This window comes from Brevibacterium metallidurans (genome assembly GCF_037101285.1).
GTDB classification, from domain to species: domain Bacteria; phylum Actinomycetota; class Actinomycetes; order Actinomycetales; family Brevibacteriaceae; genus Brevibacterium; species Brevibacterium metallidurans.
In genome coordinates this window covers 41,437-65,212 of the sequence record NZ_BAAAAF010000010.1, presented here as the reverse complement: position 1 = coordinate 65,212, position 23,776 = coordinate 41,437, and the positions used below count along the sequence as shown (strand labels likewise).

The window sequence follows — 23,776 nt, the reverse complement described above, 5'->3', positions numbered from 1 at the left end:
TCCGGCCTGGTCACCGAGCCGCCTGCGGGAATCGAACCCGCGACCTATTCATTACGAGTGAATCGCTCTGCCGACTGAGCTAAGGCGGCAACCGCACCAACTCTAGCCAATGGGTGCGCCACCGGTCAAAACGGCGATCGCGTCCCCGCGGGGACGCCTCCGGGGCCCACCGATAACCTCCACGGTACGCTCACCAGCACGTTCACCGACCGAACGGATCCCCTCCCCGCACCTCGGCGAACCGCCTCGTTCCCTGGTCAGCGCGGGTGCGACACGTGTCACACCGCCCGGACTCGCTAACCTTGGGAGGACACCACCACCCTGCCGAGAGGACCGCATCCGTGAGAGAGTTCGATTCCACCGAGTTCATGAGCGATTTCCGAGCGCTCATCGAATGCGAATCGTTCTCCCACGACCCGGAGTCGCTGGCCCGCAGCGCCCGCCTCATCTCCCGTATCGGCACCGGCCTCCTCGGCGCCGCCCCGCACGTCATCGAGACCGACGGGCACCCGCACCTGCTCTGGCGCTTCGGCACCGGCGACCGCGAAGTCGTCCTCATTGGCCACCACGACACCGTCTGGCCGACCGGAACGCTGAAGTCGTTCCCGTTCTCCGCCGCCGACGGCGTCGTCCGCGGCCCGGGCGCCGACGACATGAAGGGCGGCATCCTCATCGCCCTCTACGCCATGGCCCAGCTGCGCGCCGAACGCGGCAGCCTCGACGGGGTGAGCGTCCTCATCACCTCCGACGAGGAACTCGGTTCCCCGGGTTCACGCGAGATCATCGAGAACGAAGCCCGCGGCGCCAAGGCCGCCCTCGTCTTCGAAAGCGGCGCCCCCGACGGCTCGGTCAAGATCGCCCGCAAAGGCGTCGCCATCTACCAACTCGAAGTCGACGGCCTCGCCGCCCACGCCGGAGTCGAACCCGAGAAGGGCATCAACGCGACCGTCGAGATCGCCAACCAGGTCGTGAGCATCGCCGCCCTCCACTCCCCCGCCGTCGGCACCTCCGTCGTACCCACCGTCATGCGCAGCGGATCGACGACGAACACCGTCCCCGCCGAGGCGGTCGTCGGCATCGACTCCCGCGCGGCCACCATTTACGAACAGGAGCGCATCGACGCGGAGCTGCGCTCCCTGACCCCGACCGTGGCCGGAGCGAAGCTCCACCTGCGCGGCGGCATCAACCGGGCACCGCTCGAAGAGGAGATGGCGATGGGCCTCTACGCCCGCGCCCAGCGCCTGGCGGCAGGCCTCGGTCATCCGCCGCTGCGTTCGGTCGCCGTCGGCGGGGGCTCGGACGGGAACTTCACGGCAGGAGTCGGCACCCCGACCCTCGACGGGCTGGGCACCGTGGGCGGCGGATCCCACGCCCGGACCGAACACGCCCTTCAGGTGTGGATACCCCGCCGCGTTGAACTCACCGCCGCCCTCGTCGGCGAACTCCTCGACGAAGACTGAGCACCCCGCACCCCGCTGACCTCAGCGCTCGGCCGGCCTCAGCGCTCGGACTGCTTCAAGACACCGCCGGTGCACTCAGGCGGCGCCGTCGCGGTTCTGCGCGAGCCACGGGTTCGAGAGCAGGACGAACGCCGATTCGACGATGAGCACCGGAGACATGTTCGTCTGCAGACGCCGCCGCGCCTCGGCGATCGCATCGATGCGCAGCAGCGTCGTGTCCGCTGTGTCCTTGTTGCCCTGCTCGGCGATGAGATCGTCCTCACCGGCGTTGATCCACCCATCGCGCATGCCCAGCTGGAACATGAGGATGTCCCGGTAGAGGCTCATGAGCTCGAGGAAGATCCGGTCGAGTTCGTCGTTGCGGGCACGCACCGACCGCCGCTTCTGCTCCTCCTCGAGCTTGCGGATCTGCGCCCGAGCCGTCGGCGGGATCGTCTTCTCTCCGGCGATGCCCAGCGTGTCCATGAGGTCGCTGCGCTCCTTCGCGTTGCGCTCCTCGACGCGTGCCTTCGCCGTCTCCGCGGCCTCCTCGACGATGCGACCGGCCAAGCGGATCGTCGCCCCCACCGAGGTGAGCTGACCGGGGATCTTGAGGATCTTCCGTCGCTCGTCGGCGGCCGACTCGCTCAGCGCCATGTACTTCGCACGCCCGATGTGGTTCTGGGCCACCGCGGCCGCCCACCTCGCACGTTCGGGATCGACGTGGTCGCGGTCGATGAGGAGACTCGCGACCGCTTCGCGCGAAGGGATCCGCAACCGCACCGGACGGCACCGGGAGCGGATCGTCGTAAGCACGTCGATCGGGCTCGGCGCGCAGAGCAGCCACACGGTCGCCGGCGGCGGTTCCTCGATCGCCTTGAGCAGGACGTTGGCAGTGCGTTCGGTCATCCGGTCGGCGTCTTCGATGATGACGACCCGCCACGGCGAGTTCACCGGCGCGGACTGCGCCCGGCCGACGAGTTCGCGCACCTCGTCGATGGCGATGACGGACTTCTGCGTCGACATGATCGTCAGCGACTCGTGGTGGCCTTTGAGCACCCGGTCGGTGACCTCGTTGGGTGCCTCACCGCCGGAGATGAGCGCGGCCGCGAAGGCGCGGGCGGCATTCGACCGCCCTGACCCGGGAGGGCCCGTGAACAGCCATGCGTGCGTCATCGCCCCGGGCGAGTGGAGCGCGTACTCGAGCTGACGGACGACGTCGTCCTGGCCGACGAGTTCGTCGAAGACGCTCACCGCGTCCCCTCCGGTCCGCGTCCCCGGCTCCGGTTGCGCTCACGCTGCCGGCGGACCCGCTCACGGGCTTGGCGTTCGATCTCGGCCTGCGCCTGCAGCCGCTCGCGGCTCATCTGCCGGGCGCTGGGGGCCGGCAGCACCGTGGTCTCGGCTTCGCCTGCCGCCGAGGCGTCGTCCGCCGAGCCTTCGGCACCCGAAGTGTCGATGACCGTCGTCGGCGCCTCATCGGGGTCGTCCTCGTCGGTCATCGGTGCGCTCGGAGTGAATCGTCCAGCCGGCAGAACCGTCGTCGCGGCCTCCTCCGCGGAGTTCTCGGACACCGAGTCGTCCTCGATCGGAGTGTCATCGGACGCGGCTCCGTCATCGGCAGAGGCAGCATCCGGCGCAGCGGTCGTCGAGTCCTCCTCGATCTCCTCACGTTCGACGACAACAGCCTCGTTGTCCTCCTCGTCCCTGAGGTCGGCGCCGAGGTCAACACGATCGGTCGCGTCCCCGTCATCATCGGCATCGGGTCCCGCGCTCGGAGTGATGCGCTCATCAGAGACCGGAATGAAACGCGCTCGCGGCTCGTCGTCATCCTCGAGCTCACCGGTGCTCGCAGCTGGGGTCGCACTCGACTCGCGACCGGCCGCCTCGGCGGAGGCACCGGTGAGCGGGGCGGCGCCATCGACCGGGCCAGGCGTCCCGAAGACGATGGTCTCGGACTCCTCGGATACGACATCCGTCTGCGGTTCCGCTTCGGCGACCGGAGGCACCGGCTCCGCGGCGGACCGGCGGGTGGGCTGGGACGCCCGGTCCGCCTCGGCGAGGGAACGTCCCTTGGTCAGGGTGTGCGGGAGGCGGGCATGGACGGCGGTGAGGATCTCAGCGGAGAGCTGATCAGCGGGCACGGCGGCGTCGAGGACGATGTAGCGCTCCGGGTCCTTCTGCGCGCGGGAGAGGTAGGTCTGGCGCACCCGCTGGTGGAACGGCTGGTTCTCCTCGTCGAGGTAGTTGTTCTCTCCGCGGGCGCTCATCCGCTCAGCGGCGACCTCAGGGTCGATGTCGAGGACGATCGTCAGGTGCGGGATGAGGCCCTCGGTCGCCCAGCGGCTGAGCGCGAGGATCGTCGTCGGATCGAATTCGCGGCCGGCGGCCTGGTAGGCGACCGTCGAGTCGATGTAGCGGTCGGTGATGACGATGCTGCCCGCGTCGAGACCCGGGTCGACGAGGGAGGCGACATGGTGGGCGCGGTCGGCGGCGAAGAGGAGCGCCTCGGTGCGGGGGCTCGGGGGGTCGGAGTCGAAGAGCACGGACCGGATCTGCCGGCCGAGCTCGGTGCCGCCGGGTTCACGCGTCGATTCGACGCTGTAGCCTTCGTCGGCCAGCGCTCGGGAGAGGCGGGCGATCTGGGTGCTCTTGCCCGAACCGTCGCCGCCTTCGATGGCGATGAAGAATCCGGGACCGAAGCGGTCGGCGAGTGCGCCGACGCCGTCCTTGCTCGCATCCTCGGACTGCGCGTGGGGGCGGAAGCCGTGGACGATGTCGACGGACAGTCCCTGCATGCCGTGCGGGTCGAAGACGAAGAGTCCGACGATGCCGGCGACGAGGGCTGCGAGCCCGATGAGGACGAAGGCGACGTCGGCCGGGGGCAGCGCCCAGATCGGGGCGGTGCCGATCGGGTCGACGGTGATGTTCACGGCGTTGATGAGCAGCGCGATGAGACCGCCGCCGACGGCGCCGATGCGGCGGGAGAAGTCGTAGACCTGTGAGCGCACGCCGATGCCGACGAGGAACGCGACGACCCCGGTGAGCACGACCTTGCCGGAGAGTTCGTCGATCGCACCGGTGGCGACGAGGAGGAGCCCGGAGACGGCGAGGGCGAACGCGGAGACGCGGGGCCGGGACATGCCGGGGGCGAACGTCGGTCCCATCTCGAAGCCGATCGCCCAGCCGAGGAGGGCGACGACGAGGATGAGCGCGTACCCGGCCTGACCGAAGCTGTGCTCGACGGCGGTGGGCTGGGCGAGGATGAACGCGGCGCCGAGGACCCCGAAGAGCGCGATCGGCACCCACGGCTTCTCGATCGACGCCGGGGGCCTGGCCACGCGGGCCTTCGCGATCGGGAAGGCCCCGGTCGTCGCCGTCTCCGCGTGGAGGGCGCGTTCGGGGGTGAGGTAGATCATCACGGCACCGATGACGAGGGCGACGCCGACGAGCAGACTCATCCAGCCCAGCGCCTGTGTGCCCGCGGCCGCACCGCCCATGATCTGGAACGAGCAGGCGAGGAAGAGGAGCACGGTGGCGGGCACCCCGACACGGCGCCACGGCTTCTCGTTCGTGAACGGGGTCAGGCTCATGAGCAGGCCGACGACAGCACCGAGGACGAGGGCCGCCACCCAGCTCAGCCACGCGCTCGGGGCGAGGCTGAGGACGATGAGGAGGACAGCCTCGGCGACGGTGGACAGGCTCAGGGCGAGCTTGCGCACGGCGGGACCGCGGCGGGCGAAGACCTTGGCCGGGATGAAGAGCCCGGCACCGGCGAGGACGAAGACGATGAGGAGGGAGAGGCTGCCGGCCTGGTTGTCGAACTCGCCGGCCCCGATCATCTCCCCGATCATCGTGAACCCGCGACCGCTGACGGTCGTGAGGTACCCGCTGGTGCCGGCCACGACGTAGCTGATCGCAGCGAGGACGATGAGAGCGCCCCAGACCGCGGTTTCGGTGACCAACCGGCCAGGAGCGCCGGGAAGTCGATGTCCTGTAGTCGTCAACATGCTCACGCCACTACCCTATCCGCAGCTTCTGACATATCTCTTGGAAGGCCTCGCCTGTCCGCCCGCCACCCGGTTTCGCGTACGCCCATCCTCTACTCTGGAGCCGTGGCAGTTGAGAGCTCACCCCAGACCCCGACGATGGACCTCGTCGACTCAGCGGGCATGTCGGCGATCGACGAACTCGCCTTCGCGCGTGTCCTCCTCGATTCCGTCAAGACCGGTCGCAGAGGTCCGACCCTGCGCCTCTACCGTCCTGCCCCGACGCTCGCCTTCGGGGCCAGGGACCGCTTCCTCCCCGGGTTCCCCGCCGCTGTCGAGGCCGCTCGCGCCCACGGGTTCACCCCGGCCCTGCGCAGTCTCGGCGGCCGCGCCGCCGCCTACCATCCCGGGTCCCTCGTCATCGACCACATCGAACCCAGCGATTCCTTCATCACCGACACGACGAAGCGCTTCAGCTCCTTCGGAGCCGACTACGCGCAGGTGCTGCGGAGCCTGGGTGTCGACGCCCGCCTCGGCGAGATCCCCGGCGAATACTGCCCGGGCGAGTACAGCGTCAACGTCGCCGGGCGGATCAAGGCCATCGGCACCGCGCAGCGCGTCGTCTCCGGGGCATGGCTGTTCTCGTCCTCGGTCGTCGTCACCGACCCCGACCCGATCCGGGCCGTGCTCACCGACGTCGAAGCCGCCCTCGGGGTCGACTGGGATCCGGCCACGGGTGGGGCGATCAGCGAGATCCATCCGGAGATCACCGTGGATGCCGTCGCCGAGGCGTTCGCCTCCTACTACGGCCGTGCACACACGCTCACGCCGAGTTCACCGACCCCCGAGGAGCTCACCGCCCTGCCCGAGCAGGCTGCCAAGCACGTGCTGTGAGCATCAGCGCCGACGGCGACCTGCCCCGATCACACCGCTGAGCACACTGCTCCGCACCTGATCCCTCGGGTTCCTGCGCCCTTTTGCCGGCGCGCCCAGGATTGAGCGCCCACTCGCGGGTGAGACCCGGGCGAGGTTCACCCGCGAGTGGGCGGACAATCGCCGCAGCGTGGGCGCACACGCCGATCCTCAGGGAGTCTTCGGCTTCGCCGTCGTCTTCTTCGCAGCCGTCGTCTTCTTCGCAGCCGTGGTCTTGGCCGCAGTGGTCTTCTTCGCCGACGTCTTCTTCGCGGGCGCCTTCTTGGCCGGTGCCTTCTTCTTCGCCGGTCCCTTCGCACGCTTCTCCGCGAGGAGTTCGGCCCCGCGGGCAGGCGTGATCGTCTCGACGTCGTCGTCCTTGCGCAGGGTCGCGTTCGTCTCCCCGTCGGTGACGTAGGGACCGAAGCGACCGTCCTTGACGACCATCGGCTTCTTCGTCTCCGGGTCCTCGCCGAGCTCCTTGAGCGGCGGCTTCGCCGTCCGTCCGCCCCGCTGCTTGGGCTGGGCGTAGATCGCCAGGGCCTCGTCGAGGGTGATCGTGAAGATCTGCTCCTCATCGGTCAGCGACCGCGAATCCGTGCCCTTCTTCAGGTACGGGCCGTAGCGGCCGTTCTGCACCGTGATGTCCGTGCCCTCCTCGTCCTGGCCGACGATGCGGGGCAGGCTGAGGAGCTTGAGCGCGGTCTCGAGGTCGATCGTGCCGACGTCCATGGACTTGAACAGGGAACCCGTGCGCGGTTTGGGCTTCTTCGCACCGCGCTTGGGCTTCTCCTCCGGCTCCGGCAGCACCTCGGTGACGTAGGGGCCGAACCGGCCGTTCTTCGCCACGATCGTGTGCCCGGTCTCCGGGTCGACGCCGAGTTCACGGTCACCGTCACCCTGGGTCTCGATGAGCTCGGCAGCCTTGGCTGCGGTGAGCTCGTCCGGGGCGAGGTCGTCGGGCAGGGACACCCGCTTGGGGTCCTCGCCCTCGACCGCCGAGGCGACCTCGAGGTAGGGACCGTACCGGCCCACCCGCAGCGCCACGCCCTCGCTGATGGGAACCGTGTTGACCTCACGGGCGTCGATGTCGCCGAGGTCGTCGACGATCTCCTTGAGCCCTTCCCGGTCGTAGCCCTCGGCGCCGAAGTAGAAGCGTGCGAGCCAGGCCTTGCGGTCCTCCTCGCCCATCGCGATCCGGTCGAGCTCGGATTCGAGGTCGGCGGTGAACTCGTAGTCGACGAGCTCCGTGAAGTGCTCCTCGAGGAGGCGGACGACGGAGAACGCGAGCCAACTGGGCACGAGCGCATTCCCGCGTGAGGTGACGTAGCCGCGGTCCTGGATGACGGAGATGATCGAAGCGTACGTCGAGGGACGGCCGATGCCGAGCTCCTCGAGCTGCTTGACCAGGCTCGCCTCGGTGAAGCGCGGAGGCGGTGCCGTGGTGTGACCGTCGGCTTCGACGGAGACGACGGAGAGCTTCTGGCCCTCCTCGACCTGCGGCAGGCGGGATTCGCCGGACTTCGTGTCGTACCGGCTCGCGTCCTGACCCTCCTCGTAGGCGGCGAGGAAGCCGCGGAAGGTGATGACGGTGCCCGAGGCGCTGAAGCCCGCCTCATGGCCGTCGCCGAGGTCGGCACCGACCCGGATCGTCGCGGTCTTGCCCTTCGCGTCGGCCATCTGACTGGCGACGGTGCGCTTCCAGATGAGGTCGTAGAGCCGGAACTCGTCGCCGTTGAGCGACTTCGCGACCTGGGCGGGGGTGCGGAACGAGTCACCGGCGGGCCGGATCGCCTCGTGGGCCTCCTGCGCCGACTTCTGCTTGCCCGAGTACTGGCGGGGCGCTTCGGGGACGAACTCGGGACCGTAGAGTTCGGTGACCTGCCGGCGGGCGGCTGAGATGGCCTGACCGGACAGCGCCGAGGAGTCGGTGCGCATATAGGTGATGTAGCCGTGCTCGTAGAGCGACTGTGCCGTGCGCATCGCCTGGCGGGCGCTCATGCGCAGCTTGCGGCCGGCCTCCTGCTGCATCGTCGACGTCGTGAACGGGGCCGCGGGCCGCCGCGAGTACGGCTTGGATTCGACGGCGGTGACGGTCAGAGCGTTCTTCGCCGGACCCGAGAGCAGGGTCGCGAGCTCTTCGGCGCGGGCCTGGTCGACGACGACCGCCGACTTCGTCTTCAGCTGTCCCTTGTCGTCGAAGTCGCGGCCGCTGGCCACGCGGGAGCCGTCGAGGGTGGTGAGGTTCGCCGCGAACGGGTTCGACCCGTCGGGCAGACCGAGGTCGATGTCGAGATCCCAGTAGTCGGCGGAGACGAAGGCCATGCGCTCACGTTCGCGTTCGACGACGAGGCGGGTCGCCACCGACTGGACGCGGCCGGCGGAGAGTCCCGCACGGATCTTGCGCCACAGCACCGGGGAGACCTCATAGCCGTAGAGGCGGTCGAGGACCCGGCGGGTCTCCTGGGCGTCGACCAGGTCGATGTCGATCTCGCGGGTGTTCTCGAGCGCCCGGGCGATCGCCTCGGGGGTGATCTCGTGGAAGACCATGCGCTTGACGGGGATCTTCGGCTTGAGCACCTCGAGCAGGTGCCACGCGATGGCTTCGCCCTCGCGGTCCTCATCCGTTGCCAGATAGAGTTCGTCGGCGTCCTTGAGCAGGCGCTTGAGTTCGGTGACCTTCTTCTTCTTGCCGGGGTCGACGCGGTAGTAGGGGTCGAAGCCGTTGTCGACGTCGACGGCGAACTTGCCGTAGGGCCCCTTCTTCATGTCGGCCGGCAGCTCCGAAGGCGTCGGCAGATCGCGGATGTGTCCGACGGATGCTTCGACGTCATAACCGTCGCCGAGGTACCCCACGATCGTGCGCGCCTTCGTCGGGGACTCGACGATGACGAGACGACGGGGCTTCTTCTCGGTTGTGGCCACGTTCACTCATTCCTTCCATGGCGCTGCGCCGTCTGCGGCGCTGAGATGATCGACGGATTGGACGATCCGGCCCAATGTAACACTGTTGTTCGCTTGCCATCTTCATCGGGCCACGCAAGCGCATCGGTCCCGCCGCCTCGGCGGGGAGACCGGGAGGAGGCCCGCTCAGGAGTCGCCCGGCAGCAGCGCACCGGCGGCGACGAGGGTTCTCACCTGCGCAGTGAGCTGGGCTTCCAGCGCGGTGGGATCGACGTCGAGGAGCTGGGCCAGTGCCGCGGCCGTCTGGCGCAGGGTCAGCGTTCCGTCGGCGACGGAGACGAAGCCGGCGAGCGCGGTGTCGAGGTCGAAGACCTGCCCGAAGCCGATGCCCTGCTCGAGCGTGATCGAGCTCGGGTCGGACTCCCCCGGCACGTGGTGGCGGTGCTCGACGAGGTCGGGTGAGCGGGTGAACGCGGTCGTCGCGAACTCCTCGTCGCCGGTGGCCGCGAGCCACGTGCGCAGGGCCTCGACCGTGGTGAGGAAGGCGCTGATTCCGTGGGGATTGGTCGCCGTCGCCGAGGTGATCCTCACCCTCTCGCGCACCGCGGGCCGGGCATCGGGGCGGGGTTCCGCCTCGGCGGGCGAAAGCGATGAGGAATCGTTATCTGCCCGGTGCAGGAGGACGTAGCCGAAGACGATTCCGGTGACGTTGCGGGAGGCGAAGTCGTCGAGCCATTCCGCGGTCGCGGCATCCCAGTCGGCACTCGCCCGCGGGATGCCGCCGTCGCGGATCCACGTCTCGGCGTAGGCGACCGGGTCGAGGGCTTCGCGTTCGATGACGAGCACCGAGGTCTCTGGGTCCTCCACCCAGACCTCCGGCCCGTCGGCCGAATCGGCGGTCGTCTCCCAGTTGCCCAGGCACACGGCTCGACCTCCGGGGGCGAGCACGCCGGGGACGGCGGCGAAGAGCTCACGGACGAGGCGGTCCCCGCTCATGCCGCCGTCACGGTACTCGAAGTCGGGGATGACCGCCTCGGCGGCGGTGGTGCGGGGTGTGATGACGAACGGCGGGTTGGACACGAGCAGGTCGACGGGTTCGTCGATGGGGTCGAGCAGCGAGCCCTGCCGCAGCTCGATCGTGCGCACGCCGGCCAGGCCGGCGCTCAGCGCGGTCAGGTGCAGGGCCCGGGCGGAGATGTCGGTGGCGATGACGCGGTCGGCGTGGCGGGCGAGCAGGAGGGCCTGGATGCCGCAGCCGGTGCCGATGTCGCAGGCCACGCTCACATGTTCCCGAGGGGTGAGGGTGACGAGCGTGCGGCCGGCACCGCCGAGGCCGAGGACGAAGTCGCCGTCGAGGACCTCGGGCGAGGTCAGGGTGCCGTGGTCGGCGACGAGGTAGAGGTTCTCATCGCCGGGGCGCAGACCGCGCGGGACGCCGACGGGCAGGTCGTAGGGGGTGAGGGCGAACGGGGCGCGGGCCCTGAGGTTGACGCCGTCGGGGCGCACCTCCTCGACGAGGCCGAGGTCGCGGGCCGCGGCATAGGAATCATCGCCCAAGGCCGCGGCGAGGACGACGGCCGGCAGTGCCTCCTTGAGCCAGAAGGTCACGGCGATGGCGGCGAGTCGTTCCTCGGCGCTGAGTTCGGGGAACTGAGGGTCGGAGGCGGTGACGCCGGTGTCTGCGGTGACGCGGATGCCTGCGGTTCCGCCGGCACCGAGCACTTCGCGAACTCGCTCATCGAGGACCCGGCGGCAGTGATGGAGGGCCGGGGCGGAATTGTTGCGGGCGAGCGCATCGGAGACGGGTCCGCCCCAGAACTGCCGCAGGTACGGTTCGGTGTACCCGGCGGCATAGAGCCGGGCGCCGAGCGCTTCGGCGGCGGCGAACTGGGCGTCGGTGAGTTCTCGCGTCTGATCGGTCACAGTTGAATCCTAGCCAGAGGCCGGTGGGAGATAATCGATCCATGTCCTCCTCCGCTCTTCACGACATCGTCTCGGGATTCGGTGTCCGCGATGATCGGATCGTCCATCTTCGCGACATCCCGCAGCGCGTCGAGGAGGACGCGGATTGGCCCGACTGGGTCGATGAGGAGCTGCGGCAAGCGACCCATGCGATCGGGGTCGACACACCGTGGCGCCACCAGGTCGAGGCGGCCCAGGCCGCCCGCGACGGCGAGGACGTCGTCATCGCGACCCCCACCGCGTCGGGCAAGTCGTTGGGATTCTGGCTGCCGGTGATCGAATCGATCCAGGCGACCCGGGACGGTCTGCGCACCGCCTCGGCGATCTACATCGCCCCGACGAAGGCGCTCGCGGCCGATCAGCTGACGAAGCTCGAGAAGCTCATTGTGCGCGGGGTCCGTCCCGCCGCCTACGACGGTGACACGTCGCAGGCGGCCAAGGACTGGGCGAGACGGCATGCGAACATCATCTTCACCAACCCCGACATGCTCCACCGCTCGATCCTGCCGCAGCACGAACGGTTCGCCCGCCTGTTCAAATCGCTGCGCTACATCGTCGTCGACGAAGCGCACCGGTACCGGGGAGTCTTCGGCTCCCACGTCGCCCTCATCCTCCGCAGGCTGCTGCGCATCGCCGCCCACTACGGGGCGCATCCGGTCGTCATCGGGGCGTCAGCGACGATGGCCGAACCCGATATCGCCTTCGCCCGGCTCACCGGACGGCCCGCCCACCCGGTGACCGAGGACGCCTCCCCACGCGCCGCCGGCAGCTTCGCATTGTGGGAGCCGCCGCTCTCGGCTGCCGGGGATCGTCGCGGGGGCATGGCCGAAGCCGCCGACGTCATCACCGATGCGATGTGCGCCGGCTACCGGTCGATCACCTTCATCGCCTCCCGCCGCGGCACGGAGACCCTCGCTGCGACCGTGCGCGAGCAGGTGGGTCGGGTCGACGAGTCGCTGACCGGCAAGGTCGCGGCCTATCGGGGCGGGTACCTGGCCGAGGAGCGGCGGATGCTCGAGTCGTCGCTGCGTTCGGGGCAGCTGCTGGCCGTGGCGTCGACGAATGCGCTCGAGCTCGGCGTCGACATCTCCGGTCTCGACCTCGTCATCATCTCCGGCTGGCCGGGCACGCTGGCCTCCCTGTGGCAGCAGGCCGGTCGGGCCGGGCGTGCCGGGCAGCGCTGGATGGCGGTCTTCATCGCCCGCGACGATCCGCTCGACATCTACGTCGTCCACCATCCCGAGGTCATCTTCGACGCCCCCGTCGACGCCGGGGTCATCAATCCCGGCAACCCTCATGTGCTCGGCGGACACCTGTGTGCGGCCGCGGCCGAGGTGCCGCTCACTCCCGCCGATCTCGTCCACTTCCCCGACAATGCCGCCGAGGTGGTCGCCGACCTCGTCGACCGCAGACTGCTGCGGTCCCGACCGACCGGGTGGTTCTGGGCGAAGGACGAACCGGCCACCGAGCTCTCGGACATCCGCGGTGGCGGGGGCGGACTCTTCCGGCTCGTCGAAGCCTCCACCGGCACCCTGCTCGGCACGGTCGACGAGTCGGGGGCGCATACGGGCGCGCATCCGGGAGCCGTCTACACCCATCAAGGCACGGACTTCCTCGTCGCCGACCTCGACCTCGAGGAGCGCATCGCCCTGGTCGAACGGGCGGACGTCGACTACACGACGCAGCCGCGCTCGACCACTGAGATCGCCATCGTCGACACCGCAGCCCAGCGCACTCTGCCGTCGGGGGTGAGCGTGGCCAGTGGCACCGTCGATGTCACCGATCATGTCGTCGCCTACCGGATGCGGGCGAAGCGGGGCGGGGCGATCATCGCCGAACATGATCTCGACCTGCCGGAGAGGACCCTGCGCACCTCGGCCGTGTGGTGGACCGTTCCGCAGTCCCTCCTCGAAGCCGCGGAGATCCTCCGCCCGGACCTGCCCGGAGCCGTCCATGCCGCCGAGCACGCCTCGATCGGGCTGCTGCCGCTCTTCGCCGGCTGCGACCGCTGGGACATCGGCGGGGTCTCGACGGCACTGCATGCGGACACCGGCATGGCCACGGTGTTCGTCTACGACGGGCTGCCCGGCGGCGCCGGTTTCGCCGAACGCGGCAGCGAGGTCATCGAGGAATGGCTCGGCGCCACCCGGGATGCGATCGCGGCCTGCGAATGCGTCGACGGGTGCCCGTCGTGCGTGCAGTCACCGAAGTGCGGCAACGGCAACGAACCCCTGGACAAGGAGGCGGCCCTGCGGCTGCTGCGCACCGTCCTCGGGTGAGCGCGTTCTCACTTCCCGGCGACGGCCTTCTCCTTGACTGCCGGCAGCGGGCCGGGGATGTCGACGGAGACTTCGACGAAGGCGCTCTGCTCGGATGCCGAGGCACGACAGTCGCGCATCGTGGCTCCGTTGCGTCTGCTCACCTCCTTCGCGATCTCGCACGGGTCGCCGGGCGCCGTTCCCCGCACCGCGTCCGCAGCGGCAAGTGCTGCGAGATCCGCGGCCGCCTGTGCCGTGCTGTGCGCGGCGAAGGCCTGTGAGAGCGCCCCGATCGCGGTGACGAGGGACAGGATGAGCGCACACAGTCCGATGACGATGTTCGTCATCCCGGATCGCCTCCCTCATCCGAGCGTCCTCCTTCGGTGCGCGCGGTCGCTGCCGCTTCGACCTCGTCGAGGAAGAAGATCGCCTCGGGCAGACGGATCGTGACCGTGACTCTCGCGTAGCCGCCGTCGGTGCCCACGCGCACTGTCGCAGCCTTGCCCGCATGCTTCTTCGCCTCATCGACGACGGCGGCCCGCGGTTCGCCTCTGGCGATCTCCCGGGCGGCCGAGCGGGCTGCGTCGAAGGCCCGCAGCTGAGCGAAGCCGATGCCTGCGGCCCCGACGAGCACGACGATGAGCAGCACGAGGGCCGGCAGCACGACGGCGAACTCCGCCGTCGCAGTCCCTCTGTCCCCCGGCTCTGCGCCGTCGTGCTCGCGGGAGCGCATCTCAGCTCCCGAGGCCGAGGGCCGTCTGGATGACGCCGGTGACGAGTTCCTTGATCGGTTCGGACTTGAGGATGACGACGAGCAGGGCGGCGAAGCCGCAGGCGGCCAACGTGGTGATCGCGTACTCGGCGGTCGTCGCTCCCGTGTCCGGGCCCCAATCGGGTTCGATCGCGTTCGGCGGGTCTGCTCCGTCGCCCGGTGCAGCGTTCTCGGTCACCGCGGTGGTGTCGGTCGGGGTGTCTGTGCTCATGTTCTCCTCCTCGGAATCGGAACCGCACGCTGTGCGTGAGGGCCTCCAGCGTGGGCGCGCCCCGCGTTCGGTGTCGAGAGTCGAATGAGAGCCTGTGGATACCGGTCGAGCCTCCACAGGCCCCGGGAGCATGAGTGAGGGCGCCGTCCACAGTCGGCTGCACACGAGTGCACCTCGCCTGCCGCGGCCTGCGACCCAGCAGATCCTCGCACCGGCAGACCTGATCCCCGAACCAGCAGGCAGTCACACCGCGGGACTCTCCGATGACGGACAATGGGGACGGTGACGGCAGGGATCGAGGACTCCGGGAAGGACGACACTATGACCACAGGCGCTCTGCAGGGCAGTGACTTCGCCGATGACGAGGTCGTCGCCGATCTCGCCGCTGGCGGCCAGACGACATGGTTCCGCCCCGAGCTGCCGCCGAGCGCATCGGTGCTGGACAGCATCGACGTCGACCCCCAGGTCATGGACGACGCGGCTGCCCGGTTCGACCGCTTCGCCCCGTGGTTCGCTTCGACGTTCCCCGAGACCGGAACCGGCGTCATCGAATCCCCGCTCGTCGCCGCCCCCGCAGCCCAGGCGGACCTCGACGGCCGCCTCGGCCAGACCCTGCCCGGCAGGCTCTGGCTCAAACGCGACGACACCCTGCCGGTGAGCGGCTCGATCAAAGCCCGCGGCGGCTTCCACGAGGTCCTCGAACATGCCGAGACGATCGCCGCCGAGGCCGGCCTCGATCCGCAGGATGCCCGCACGTACTCCGGCGACGCGTTCCGTGCACAGGCTGCTGAGCACAAGATCGTCGTCGGATCGACGGGGAACCTCGGTCTCTCGATCGGGATCCTCGGTGCGAGCCTCGGCTTCGCGTGCACGGTCCACATGTCCGCCGACGCCAGGGAGTGGAAGAAGGTGAAGCTGCGCTCCCACGGCGTCGAGGTCATCGAACACTCCGGCGACTTCGTCGCCGCGGTCTCCGCCGGGCGGGAGAGCGCGGCAGCGGATCTACGGGCGCACTTCGTCGACGACGAGGACTCCGTGAGCCTCTTCGCCGGCTACTCCGTGGCCGCCCTGCGCCTTCGCGACCAGTTCGCAGCCCTCGGCGAACCCATCGATGCCGACCACCAGCTCGTCGTCTACCTGCCGTGCGGGATCGGCGGCGGCCCCGGTGGGGTCACCTACGGCCTCAAACGTCTCTTCGGCGACAACGTCCACTGCGTCTTCGTCGAACCCGCGACCGCGCCCGCGATGTTCCTCGGCGTGCGCACCGGGCTCCACAGCGATATCAGCGTCCAGGACATCAGACTGAGCGGTCGGACGAACGCCGACGGTCTGGCCGTGGCCCGTCCCTCCCGCTTCATCGGTCCCCGTATCGGACCGCTGATCTCAGGGTTCGCCGGCGTCAGCGACGACATCATCTCTGCCGGGGTCGCCGTCCTCGCCGACACCGAGGGCATCGAGGCCGAACCCTCGGCGACCGCCGGCCTCACCGTCCCGTGGCGGGGAACCGTCTCTGTCCCGCCCTGGCCGATGGACGAGTCGACGAAGCACCTCGTGTGGCTGACCGGGGGCGCCATGGTGCCCGCCCAGGAACGCCGCCACTACCTTGCCGAGGCACGCACCGACCTCGGAGCCCTCGCACTCACCTGAGCAGCACGCACCAGTTACCGGCGTCGGCCCGCGACCATCGCACTGCTCCTACGATCCCTCAGGAGAGCGCAGGGCTCCGCTCGCTGCGAGAGTGGTGATCGCGTACTCCGTCGTCAAGGTGTCAGTGCTCATGCTCTCCTCCTCGAAGAGGTGACCGTGCGCGATCTGCGAACGGTCCTCCACTGCGGAGGAGGCACACGGACCGGGTCGAGGGGCGGACCCGAGGCTGTTGATATCGGCTGAGCGTCCACAGGGTCGATGCACATGAGCCCCGCGGCACTCGACAGGAGTGCGTGCAGGAGTCCGCTCAGGTCCTCAACCGGCCCAGTCGTCCCTGAGCACCGCCATGATCACCTCGTCGTGGCGACGACCGTTGAAGAACACCGCTTCGCGCCGCCTGCCCTCCTCGACGAAGCCGGCCTTCGAGTACGCAGCGATGCCGCGGGTGTTGAACGCCCAGGTGCGCAGTTCGATGCGGTTGAGGCCAAGCTGGAGGAACCCGTAGCGCAGCGCCAGGCGCACGGCGTCGGCTCCGAAGCCGTGCCCGTGGAACTCCGGTCCGAGGATGATCGCCAGCGTCGCCGACTGATTGATCGTGTCGCGTCCGAAAAGGGTGACGTGTCCGACGAACTCCTCGGTCTCGAGCAGTTCGATGCTCAGGCCCACAGAACTCGAGTCGGTGTTCGCACTCCACTGCGTGAACTGCTCGGACACACCGCCTTCGGGACGCGGCAGCACGGTGCTGTTCTGGAGGACGACGATCGAGGGGTCGAACCACCACTGCTCGAGGTAGGGAAGGTCAACGGACTGGAGGGGGCGCAACCGCACGGAGGTGCCGACGAAGAGGTTCTCGGCGTAGCGCTCGGCTTCGTCGACGTCGGTGAGTCGTTGGAACGGTGTCACGGAAGTCGGTGTCGCAGCAGACATGGCCCGACCCTATCAACCGCAGCCGAGCCCTCCACTCAGGAGAACACGGTCGTGAGGTCGGTGAGCAGGGAGATGACGACGGGGACGACGGAGAGCAGGAGGAACGCGGGCAGGATGCACACCCCGAGCGGGATGACGAGACGCACGCCCAGTGCCGCTGCCGCCTCCTGACGCCGCCTCCGGGAGGCCGCGCGCAGCTCCCCGGCGACGGATTCGATGAGCGGTGCGGGACCGACACCGGTGTGCTCGGAGAAGACGAACACGTCGAGGACGGGTCGCAGCCGGTCGTCCTCGGCGAGATCCTCTCCCCCGATCGTCTTCGCCCTCGCGATCCGCAGCAGCCCCGACCGGTCGCCGGTCGCCTCGGCGGTGAGGGTGAGCGCCACGGGGATCGGCAGACCCGCGGTGAGGCAGATCGCGACGAGGTCGAGATCGAACGCGAGTTCCTCATCGGTCACCCCCGCCCGCACCGAGGCGGCCCCGGGCGAACCACACACCTCCGGTTCCTGCCCGAGCAGGCTGCGCAGCCGGGTCGAGGACTGTCCTGCCCACAGCAGGACCGCCGCACCGACGAGGAGGCCGACGATGAGCGCGGCCATGGTCAGCGCTCCGCCCGCATCATCATCCGCCTCATCCACCATCTCCCGAGCAGGTAGAGGACGAGCCCACCGCCGATGCTCAGCTGCCCGGGCAGTCCGGAGACGAGGTCGAGGGGCCGCACCCCGATGAGCAGGCCCAGGCCCATCCCGATGAGGGGAAGCCAGCTGAGCACCCGAACGGTCGCGCGGGGGCCGGCCATGGCGATTCGACGCTCCCGGTCGGCGTCGAGAGCATCGCGGCGGGCGGCCGCATACCGGAGGATCATGTCCGCGGCCGGAGCTCCCGACCGCTCCGAGACAGTCCACACCGACGCCATGCCGGCGAACACCTCGGCGGCCGCCGGCGGCAGGGACTGCCCACGGGACGCGATCGCCTGCCCCGGCTCCTCACCCAGGGCGATCGCCCGGGAGATCGGCTGCAGACGATCATCCTGCCTGCTCAGCGTCGCCATCACCGCCTGCGGAGTCATACCGACCTTGAGCAGGTGCGCACAGTTCTCCACGGCCCCGATCGCCCACAGCCGTTCGGCTTCGTCATCGCGTGCCCGCGGCCGCTGCCGTCGTGCGCGTCCGCGGCCCTCGCGGGCACCGGAGAGCAGCTCCCGCAGACGGGACACGGGATCGGGCGGGGCGGCGAGGAGAATGCCCGCGGCGATGAGGACGGCGAGGACGACGGTCATGGCGCCCTCTGCTCGAGCACGGCTTCGAGGCGGGCGAGCGCACGCCGGTTGAATTCCCCACCGGTCAGCGGGGAGGCCCGCCCCCACACGGGTTCCATCGTCAGCGACTCCCCGGTGTCCCGGGTCGGGATCGCCAGTTCCGTCAGTCCCCGATCGGTCCCCACCCGCCGCAGGTGAATGACGAGGTCGATCGCGGTGGCGAACTGCGAATGCACGGCCTGCGGACTCATCCCGGCCAGCGCTCCGAGGGCGGCGAGGCGGCTGGGGACCGCCTCGGCGGTGTTCGCGTGGATCGTCGCACACCCGCCCTCATGACCGGTGTTGAGCGCGGTGAGCATGTCCCGGACCTCGGGTCCGCGGCACTCCCCGACGACGAGGCGGTCGGGGCGCATCCGCAGGGCGTTGCGGACGAGGTCAGTCAGGGTGACCTCGCCGCCGCCTTCGACGTTGGCCTGCCGGGCGGCGAGCTGGACGACGTGGCCGTGGCCGATGATGAGCTCCCGGGAGTCCTCGACGACGACGATCCGGTGGGCCGGGTCGACGAGGCCGAGGAGTGCGCCGAGGAGGACGGTCTTCCCGGTGCCCGTTCCGCCGGAGATGAGGATGTTCGCCCGGGACTCCACGGCCGCGGTGAGCAGGTCGGACACCTCGGCGGGGATGAAGCCGTCGGCCCGGAGGTCGGAGATGCTGAACCCGCTGCGTCGGGGCACGCGGAAGGAGATCGTCGTATGCTCCCCGGAGATCGGCGGGACGATCGCGTTCATCCGCACTCCGTCGGGCAGGCGGACGTCGACGAACGGGCTCGAATCGTCCAGCCGTCGCCCGCCGAGAGCGGCCAGCCGGACGGCGAGGGAACGCACCTCGTCCTCGGAGCCGAGGGAGAGGTCGAGCCGGGTCGGACCGGTGCCGGTGTCGGCGAAGACCTCCCGGGGACCGTTGACGAAGACGTCGGTCGTCCCCGGCACTTCGAGGACCGCCTGGAGGGGTCCGGCGCCGGAGAGCTGCGCGGAGAGCCTGGTGACGAGGTCGAGGAGGGCCGCGGAACCGAGCACCCGGCCGGTGCATTGGACCGCCTCGGCGACGGCGGCCGTGGTCACGGGGCCCGGGTTGTCGAGGAGGGTCTTGCGCACCTCGGCGACGAGGGACGCGTCGAGCCATTCGCTCATCCCACCCACTCCCCGAGCAGGCGGTCGACGAGGCGGCCGAGGCGGGCGCCGCCGGGAATGCCCTCCCCGCGGTCGACGGCGGCAGACAGGCCCCGGTCGTCGCGGATGCTGCCGGCCAGACCGAGGCCGATCGAGTCGGCGAGCAGGTCCGCGTCGAGTCCCCCCGCCCCGGTCTCGCGGACGACGAGGCGGACGTCGGGGTGGGAGTGGGAGAGCCGTTTGGCGACCTGGGAGGCGGCGACGGCCGAACGGACGCGGGCGGGGGCGACGAGGAGGACGTGATGGCAACGGCGTGTCCACTGCGGTGGGGCATGGCGGGGCAGGTCGACGATGACGAGGTCGAAGGCCTGACCGGCTGCGGAGAGCACGTCGTCGAAGACCTCAGGGTCGAGGTCGAGGGTGTCGTCGCGTCCCCACGAGAGGATCGCGAGACCGTCGTGGACGGGCAGCGCCTGACGCAGCACGGAGGGTCGCAGCTGTCCGCGGGAGGCGCTGAGGTCCGACCAGCGGGGGCCGGGCACCTGTTCGGCGCCGAGGACGAGGTCGAGACCTCCCCCGAGGGGATCGGCGTCGACGAGGACCGTGGGCACATCGCCGCCGGCCCGGCGGGCGAGCGCGCACGCGAGCACCGAGGCACCGGCGCCGCCGCAGCCGGCGACGACTCCGACGGTGACGCCTGGGGCGACCGGGGGTTCGACGGCGGCGATGATCCGCTGGCTCAGCCATTCCGCGGCCGAGGGGAGCATCGCGAGCTGTTCGACGCCGAGGCTCGCCGCCTTCCTCCACGCCGAGGCGGTCTCGTCGCCGTCGAGGACGACAAGGATCCGGTCGGTGCCTTCGGCGGCGGGGATCTCGTGGACGTCCTCGCCGAGGAGGATGAGCGAGGCGTTCTGCCAGCCGCCCGAATCGGGTGGGAGGACCTTGAGGTCGATGCCGATGCTTTCGGCGACACGGGCGCATTCCTCCGTGATGGCGCCGAGGTCGGTGATGAGTGCGATCTGCATGGGCCCACAGTGCCCCCGCGGGCCCAGCGGAGACCAGGGCCGAGACGGCGCCTGTGGACAGGGATGCGAAAGGGCGGTTCCTGTGCACTCAAGTCACAGGAACCGCCCTTCGTCCGGTCGGTCGTGCGTCGCTCCCGGTGAGAACCGGTCGGCTGCGCTCAGGTCGGTGTCGGCGCGGTGTCCGCCGCAACCTCAGCTGGCTGCGGCGTCCACAGGCTCAGCACACGAGTCAGCCGCGCTGGATGCCGTCGAGGTTGCGCAGCACGCCTTCCTTGCCGTCGGAGTCGCGGACCGTGAAGGACGAGCCCTTGTCCTCGAGCGCAAGGAACCAGTCGCCGGGGTAGATCGTGAACACGGGCATCCCCGTCTTCGCGTCGACGGCCTCCCGCGGTTCGGGAACCGCGAACCAGAACGCCTGGATGACGGCCTTCTCCTCGGAGGTCTCCGGGGAGTCCGCCGAATCCGAGCGCTGCCCATCCGCGCCTCCGGTGCGTGCCTGATCCGAGGAGTCGCCGCGCTCCGACGAGTCCCGGTAGTTCGCCATGGGAACGTACTGGGTCGGTTCGTCGGAGTCCGGCGGAGTCGTCCTCTCGGTCGTCTCCTCGCCGTTCTCGGGGGAACCGACGGCCTCGACCTTGACGGTCTCCTCGCTCACCGAGTTCTCGCTCGCGCCGTTCTCGTTCACGGCCGCGGACCGGTCGGAGTCCTCGCGACGCGACTCAGCGGCCGCGGTGTCCGTGCCCGTCGGGTCGGCGCCGGGGTCGTCGTCGATGACCCCGTCGGCGGTGACGACCGTCGCCTCGGTCGAGCGGATATTGCTCTCCCGGGCACCGTCGGCAGCGGTGCTCGCCGCCCAGTCGCGATCCCTCGAGTCCGCGGAGTCGGAACTGGTCTCAGCGGTAGGGCTCGTGTCAGCCGCAGAAATCGTGTCTGCAGCAGCGACGGAGTCCCTGTCGGTCGGAGCGGAGTCCGCGGTCGAGTCCCTGTCGGAGCCCGATTCCGATGACGCCGAGGCGGACTCGTCGTCCGTCGTTGCCGACTTGGTTCCGCCCTCGAAGATTCCGAGGGGTCCCGGTCCGGGTTCGTCGGCGGAGGTCACGGTCGAGGAGGCGACCATGCCCGAGTCGCTGCTCGAACCCGAGCCGCTGCGCACATCAGGTCGCGGATCGCCGCTCGAGACCGCGTCAGCACGCGAGGTGCCGTCGGACGACGAACTATCGGACGAGGTGTCATTGGCCGGGGTGTCCGGGGCGGCGTGACGGCCCCGACGACGTTCGGAGACCGAGATGATCGTCTCCCCCTCGGTCACGGACGCACCGTCGACGACGGTCTTGCTGATCGCCACCGTGTCATCGGCCGACCTTGTGTCATCGCCGGAGCGGGAGTCCTCGGTCGATCGGGTGTCACCGGGTGCGTCGGAGTCCTCGCCCGATCGGGTGCGGTCGAACGGCTGACCGTCCGCAGGCGCGGGCGCGGAGTGTCGGCCCCCTCCCTGGGTCTGTGCAGAGTCCGCCTCCCGGGATTCCGGCGCACGGGACGACTCCGGCGCACTCGGTGCCGCCGGTGCGCCGGCTGCCTCAGTGGACGAGGGCGCAACGTCGGAATCGGTCGGCGCGGATTCCTCCGACTGCCACTGTTCGGTGCCGAGCCCGAAGGTCTGCGTCGGTTCGCTCTGCGAATGCTTGGGATCGCGCGGATGCTGATCGCCGAGGTAGGTCTGTCCCGACCCGGTGCTCTGCACCGACTGCCCGGAGGCGTCGTCCATGCCCGACGACCGATCCTCGGCCGGCGGGGCGAACGACGCATCGGGGCGGGCGCCGGCACCGTCGTAGGTGTTGGCCTCGGTCGCGGGATAGGAGTGTCGTCCGGCACCGGACTGCTCGGCAGGAGCATTCTGGGGTGCGTAGCCGGACTGCTCGGGTGCGTAGCCGGACTGCTGCTGACCGGCGTCACCGCTGTTGAGGTTCGGCTGGCCGCCTGCGTACGGCGCCTGCGTTTCCGCGGAGCCGCCGAAACCGGGCTGGCCCTGATCCGACTGACCGAACCCGCCCTGCGGGGCACCGAACTGCGCGGAGCCGAACTGACCCTGGCCGGAACCCTGGGACTGTCCCGGACCCGGTTGTCCCTGGCCGAACTGTCCCTGGCCCGGCTGGCCCTGGCCGAACTGTCCCTGGGAACCCGGGTGACCGGACTGCATGGACGCATCACCGAAGCCGCCGGGCACATTGGCCTGCGGAGCAGGATGCTGAGCGGACTTGGTCACCGGGCGGGCCTTGGCATGGGCGGGCACCTCGGCGCGGTTGGCGAACTCACCGGCGAAGAACGGCAGCATCGTGAAGACACCGGCGAAGAAGGCGATGAGTGCGGCGAAGAAGGCCAGGTACGCTCCCACGCTCCAGTACGGCACCGAGGTGACGAGCTGGACGAACGCGTAGGCGAAGGCGATCGAGGCGAGGACCGAGATGAACTGGTCGAGCCCGAGCGAACCGACGCGCATGCTGCCGCTGCCCAGCTTGTTGACGAGCACCGCGGCGACGATGAGCAGGATCGTGAGGACGATGAAGACGAACGTGCCCATCGAATCGATGTTCCACGCCCACAGTGGGATGGAGATGATGTCGTAGGTCTTGTAGGGCACGAAGAGCACGATGAGTGCCAGCAGCCCGGCGAAGAGGAGGAAGAGATCGCGCAGGGTCAACGGCCCCAGCAGACCGGGCCCTGTGCGCCGCGGTCGCTGCGGCACCGGTCCGCCCGGACCGAACTGTCCCGAACCGTAGGGTCCAGGTCCTGAACCGTACTGTCCCGGTCCGGACCCGTACTGTTGGCCCGGCCCGGAGCCGTACTGCTGTGCGGGCCCCGACCCGTACTGGCCCTGGCCGTACTGACCGCCGGGCGCAGAACCGTACTGCCCCTGGCCGTACTGACCGCTGGGTCCGGACATCGGCGCTCCCCCGGGTCCCTGGGGTCCCGGTCCCTGCGCTCCCGGCCCCTGAGGTCCTGGACCCTGCGGGCTCGGCTGACCGGGGCCAGGACCGTACGCGCCCTGGCCTCCGCCATAGGGGCCTCCACCGTAGGGGCCGGGTCCACCGGCGGGCGGCTGGCTGTTCGGTCCGGGCTGGTCACGCCACTGCGGCGTGGGATGGTGCGGCGAACTCATCGCGGGCTCCAGTCGATCGTAGGGACACTGTCCTGTCTGCGGGACCATGCCGGCAGACCTATGGCCATCCTCGCAGACCTCGGCGCTCCTGTGCACGCAATCCTCACCGCCAGTTGCCTTGTCCCGGGCCGAAACCTCGGCGCTCCCGG

The 23,776-nt window shown here is 69.9% G+C and carries 17 protein-coding genes and 1 tRNA gene; 4 read left to right on the top strand and 14 right to left on the bottom strand.

What is annotated here, in order from left to right:
• Positions 1-16: 16 nt before the first annotated feature.
• Positions 17-89 (bottom strand) — tRNA-Thr (locus AACX88_RS12575).
• Between the two features lie 252 nt (positions 90-341).
• On the opposite strand from AACX88_RS12575, the gene AACX88_RS12570 reads away from it, so the two are divergent.
• Positions 342-1,460, top strand: a complete 1,119-nt coding sequence (locus AACX88_RS12570; protein WP_339393281.1) for a M20/M25/M40 family metallo-hydrolase — start codon at positions 342-344, stop codon at positions 1,458-1,460.
• A gap of 75 nt (positions 1,461-1,535) precedes the next feature.
• Here AACX88_RS12570 and AACX88_RS12565 read toward each other — a convergent pair whose 3' ends face one another.
• On the bottom strand, positions 1,536-2,693 hold the full coding sequence (locus tag AACX88_RS12565; protein WP_339393279.1) for a DNA polymerase III subunit delta': 1,158 nt from the start codon (positions 2,691-2,693) through the stop codon (positions 1,536-1,538).
• Positions 2,690-5,404 carry a dTMP kinase gene (gene tmk, locus AACX88_RS12560; protein WP_339393278.1) on the bottom strand — a complete coding sequence of 905 codons (2,715 nt, stop codon included), beginning with the start codon at positions 5,402-5,404 and terminating at the stop codon, positions 2,690-2,692. The genes AACX88_RS12565 and tmk overlap by 4 nt, the downstream gene beginning before the upstream one ends.
• Before the next feature lie 183 nt (positions 5,405-5,587).
• Here tmk and AACX88_RS12555 point away from each other — a divergent pair, with 183 nt between their 5' ends.
• Entirely contained in the window at positions 5,588-6,322 is a 735-nt protein-coding gene (locus AACX88_RS12555) for a lipoate--protein ligase family protein (RefSeq protein WP_422614443.1), read from the top strand.
• Positions 6,323-6,511: 189 nt separating this feature from the next.
• Here the strand turns inward: AACX88_RS12555 and topA are convergent, their stop codons facing one another.
• Positions 6,512-9,265 (bottom strand): type I DNA topoisomerase, encoded by a 2,754-nt coding sequence (gene topA / locus AACX88_RS12550; protein WP_339393277.1) that lies wholly within the window; start codon positions 9,263-9,265, stop codon positions 6,512-6,514.
• Between the two features lie 165 nt (positions 9,266-9,430).
• Entirely contained in the window at positions 9,431-11,167 is a 1,737-nt protein-coding gene (locus AACX88_RS12545) for a methyltransferase (RefSeq protein WP_339393276.1), read from the bottom strand.
• A gap of 41 nt (positions 11,168-11,208) precedes the next feature.
• Here AACX88_RS12545 and AACX88_RS12540 point away from each other — a divergent pair, with 41 nt between their 5' ends.
• Positions 11,209-13,485 (top strand): DEAD/DEAH box helicase, encoded by a 2,277-nt coding sequence (locus AACX88_RS12540; protein WP_339393275.1) that lies wholly within the window; start codon positions 11,209-11,211, stop codon positions 13,483-13,485.
• 8 nt (positions 13,486-13,493) lie between these two features.
• Here AACX88_RS12540 and AACX88_RS12535 read toward each other — a convergent pair whose 3' ends face one another.
• Genes AACX88_RS12535 through AACX88_RS12525 form a run of 3 tightly spaced genes read right to left on the bottom strand, consistent with a single transcriptional unit; the run spans position 13,494 to position 14,447 of the window.
• Positions 13,494-13,811, bottom strand: a complete 318-nt coding sequence (locus AACX88_RS12535; RefSeq protein ID WP_339393274.1) for an Rv3654c family TadE-like protein — start codon at positions 13,809-13,811, stop codon at positions 13,494-13,496.
• Positions 13,808-14,197 carry a TadE family type IV pilus minor pilin gene (locus tag AACX88_RS12530; protein ID WP_339393273.1) on the bottom strand — a complete coding sequence of 130 codons (390 nt, stop codon included), beginning with the start codon at positions 14,195-14,197 and terminating at the stop codon, positions 13,808-13,810. The genes AACX88_RS12535 and AACX88_RS12530 overlap by 4 nt, the downstream gene beginning before the upstream one ends.
• Before the next feature lies 1 nt (position 14,198).
• Entirely contained in the window at positions 14,199-14,447 is a 249-nt protein-coding gene (locus AACX88_RS12525) for a DUF4244 domain-containing protein (RefSeq protein WP_339393272.1), read from the bottom strand.
• A gap of 321 nt (positions 14,448-14,768) precedes the next feature.
• Here AACX88_RS12525 and AACX88_RS12520 point away from each other — a divergent pair, with 321 nt between their 5' ends.
• Positions 14,769-16,094 (top strand): D-serine ammonia-lyase, encoded by a 1,326-nt coding sequence (locus AACX88_RS12520; protein WP_339393271.1) that lies wholly within the window; start codon positions 14,769-14,771, stop codon positions 16,092-16,094.
• Between the two features lie 315 nt (positions 16,095-16,409).
• On the opposite strand, the gene AACX88_RS12515 is transcribed toward AACX88_RS12520, so the two are convergent.
• The 6 genes from AACX88_RS12515 to AACX88_RS12490 all read right to left on the bottom strand — a co-directional run bounded on the left by AACX88_RS12515 (position 16,410) and on the right by AACX88_RS12490 (position 23,411).
• A complete protein-coding gene (locus AACX88_RS12515) occupies positions 16,410-17,021 on the bottom strand; it encodes a GNAT family N-acetyltransferase (RefSeq protein WP_339393270.1) in 612 nt (203 codons plus the stop codon).
• A gap of 35 nt (positions 17,022-17,056) precedes the next feature.
• A complete protein-coding gene (locus AACX88_RS12510; RefSeq protein WP_339393269.1) occupies positions 17,057-17,620 on the bottom strand; it encodes a type II secretion system F family protein in 564 nt (187 codons plus the stop codon).
• Between the two features lie 2 nt (positions 17,621-17,622).
• Positions 17,623-18,300, bottom strand: coding sequence for a type II secretion system F family protein (locus AACX88_RS12505; protein WP_339393268.1), 678 nt, complete (start codon positions 18,298-18,300; stop codon positions 17,623-17,625).
• A complete protein-coding gene (locus AACX88_RS12500) occupies positions 18,297-19,466 on the bottom strand; it encodes a TadA family conjugal transfer-associated ATPase (RefSeq protein WP_339393267.1) in 1,170 nt (389 codons plus the stop codon). Before AACX88_RS12500 ends, AACX88_RS12505 begins: the two co-directional genes overlap by 4 nt.
• Positions 19,463-20,470, bottom strand: a complete 1,008-nt coding sequence (gene ssd, locus AACX88_RS12495; RefSeq protein ID WP_339393266.1) for a septum site-determining protein Ssd — start codon at positions 20,468-20,470, stop codon at positions 19,463-19,465. Before ssd ends, AACX88_RS12500 begins: the two co-directional genes overlap by 4 nt.
• A gap of 229 nt (positions 20,471-20,699) precedes the next feature.
• The gene (locus tag AACX88_RS12490) at positions 20,700-23,411 is read right to left on the bottom strand and encodes a hypothetical protein (RefSeq protein ID WP_339393265.1); all 2,712 of its coding nucleotides are present in this window, start codon (positions 23,409-23,411) and stop codon (positions 20,700-20,702) included.
• Positions 23,412-23,776 lie beyond the last annotated feature (365 nt).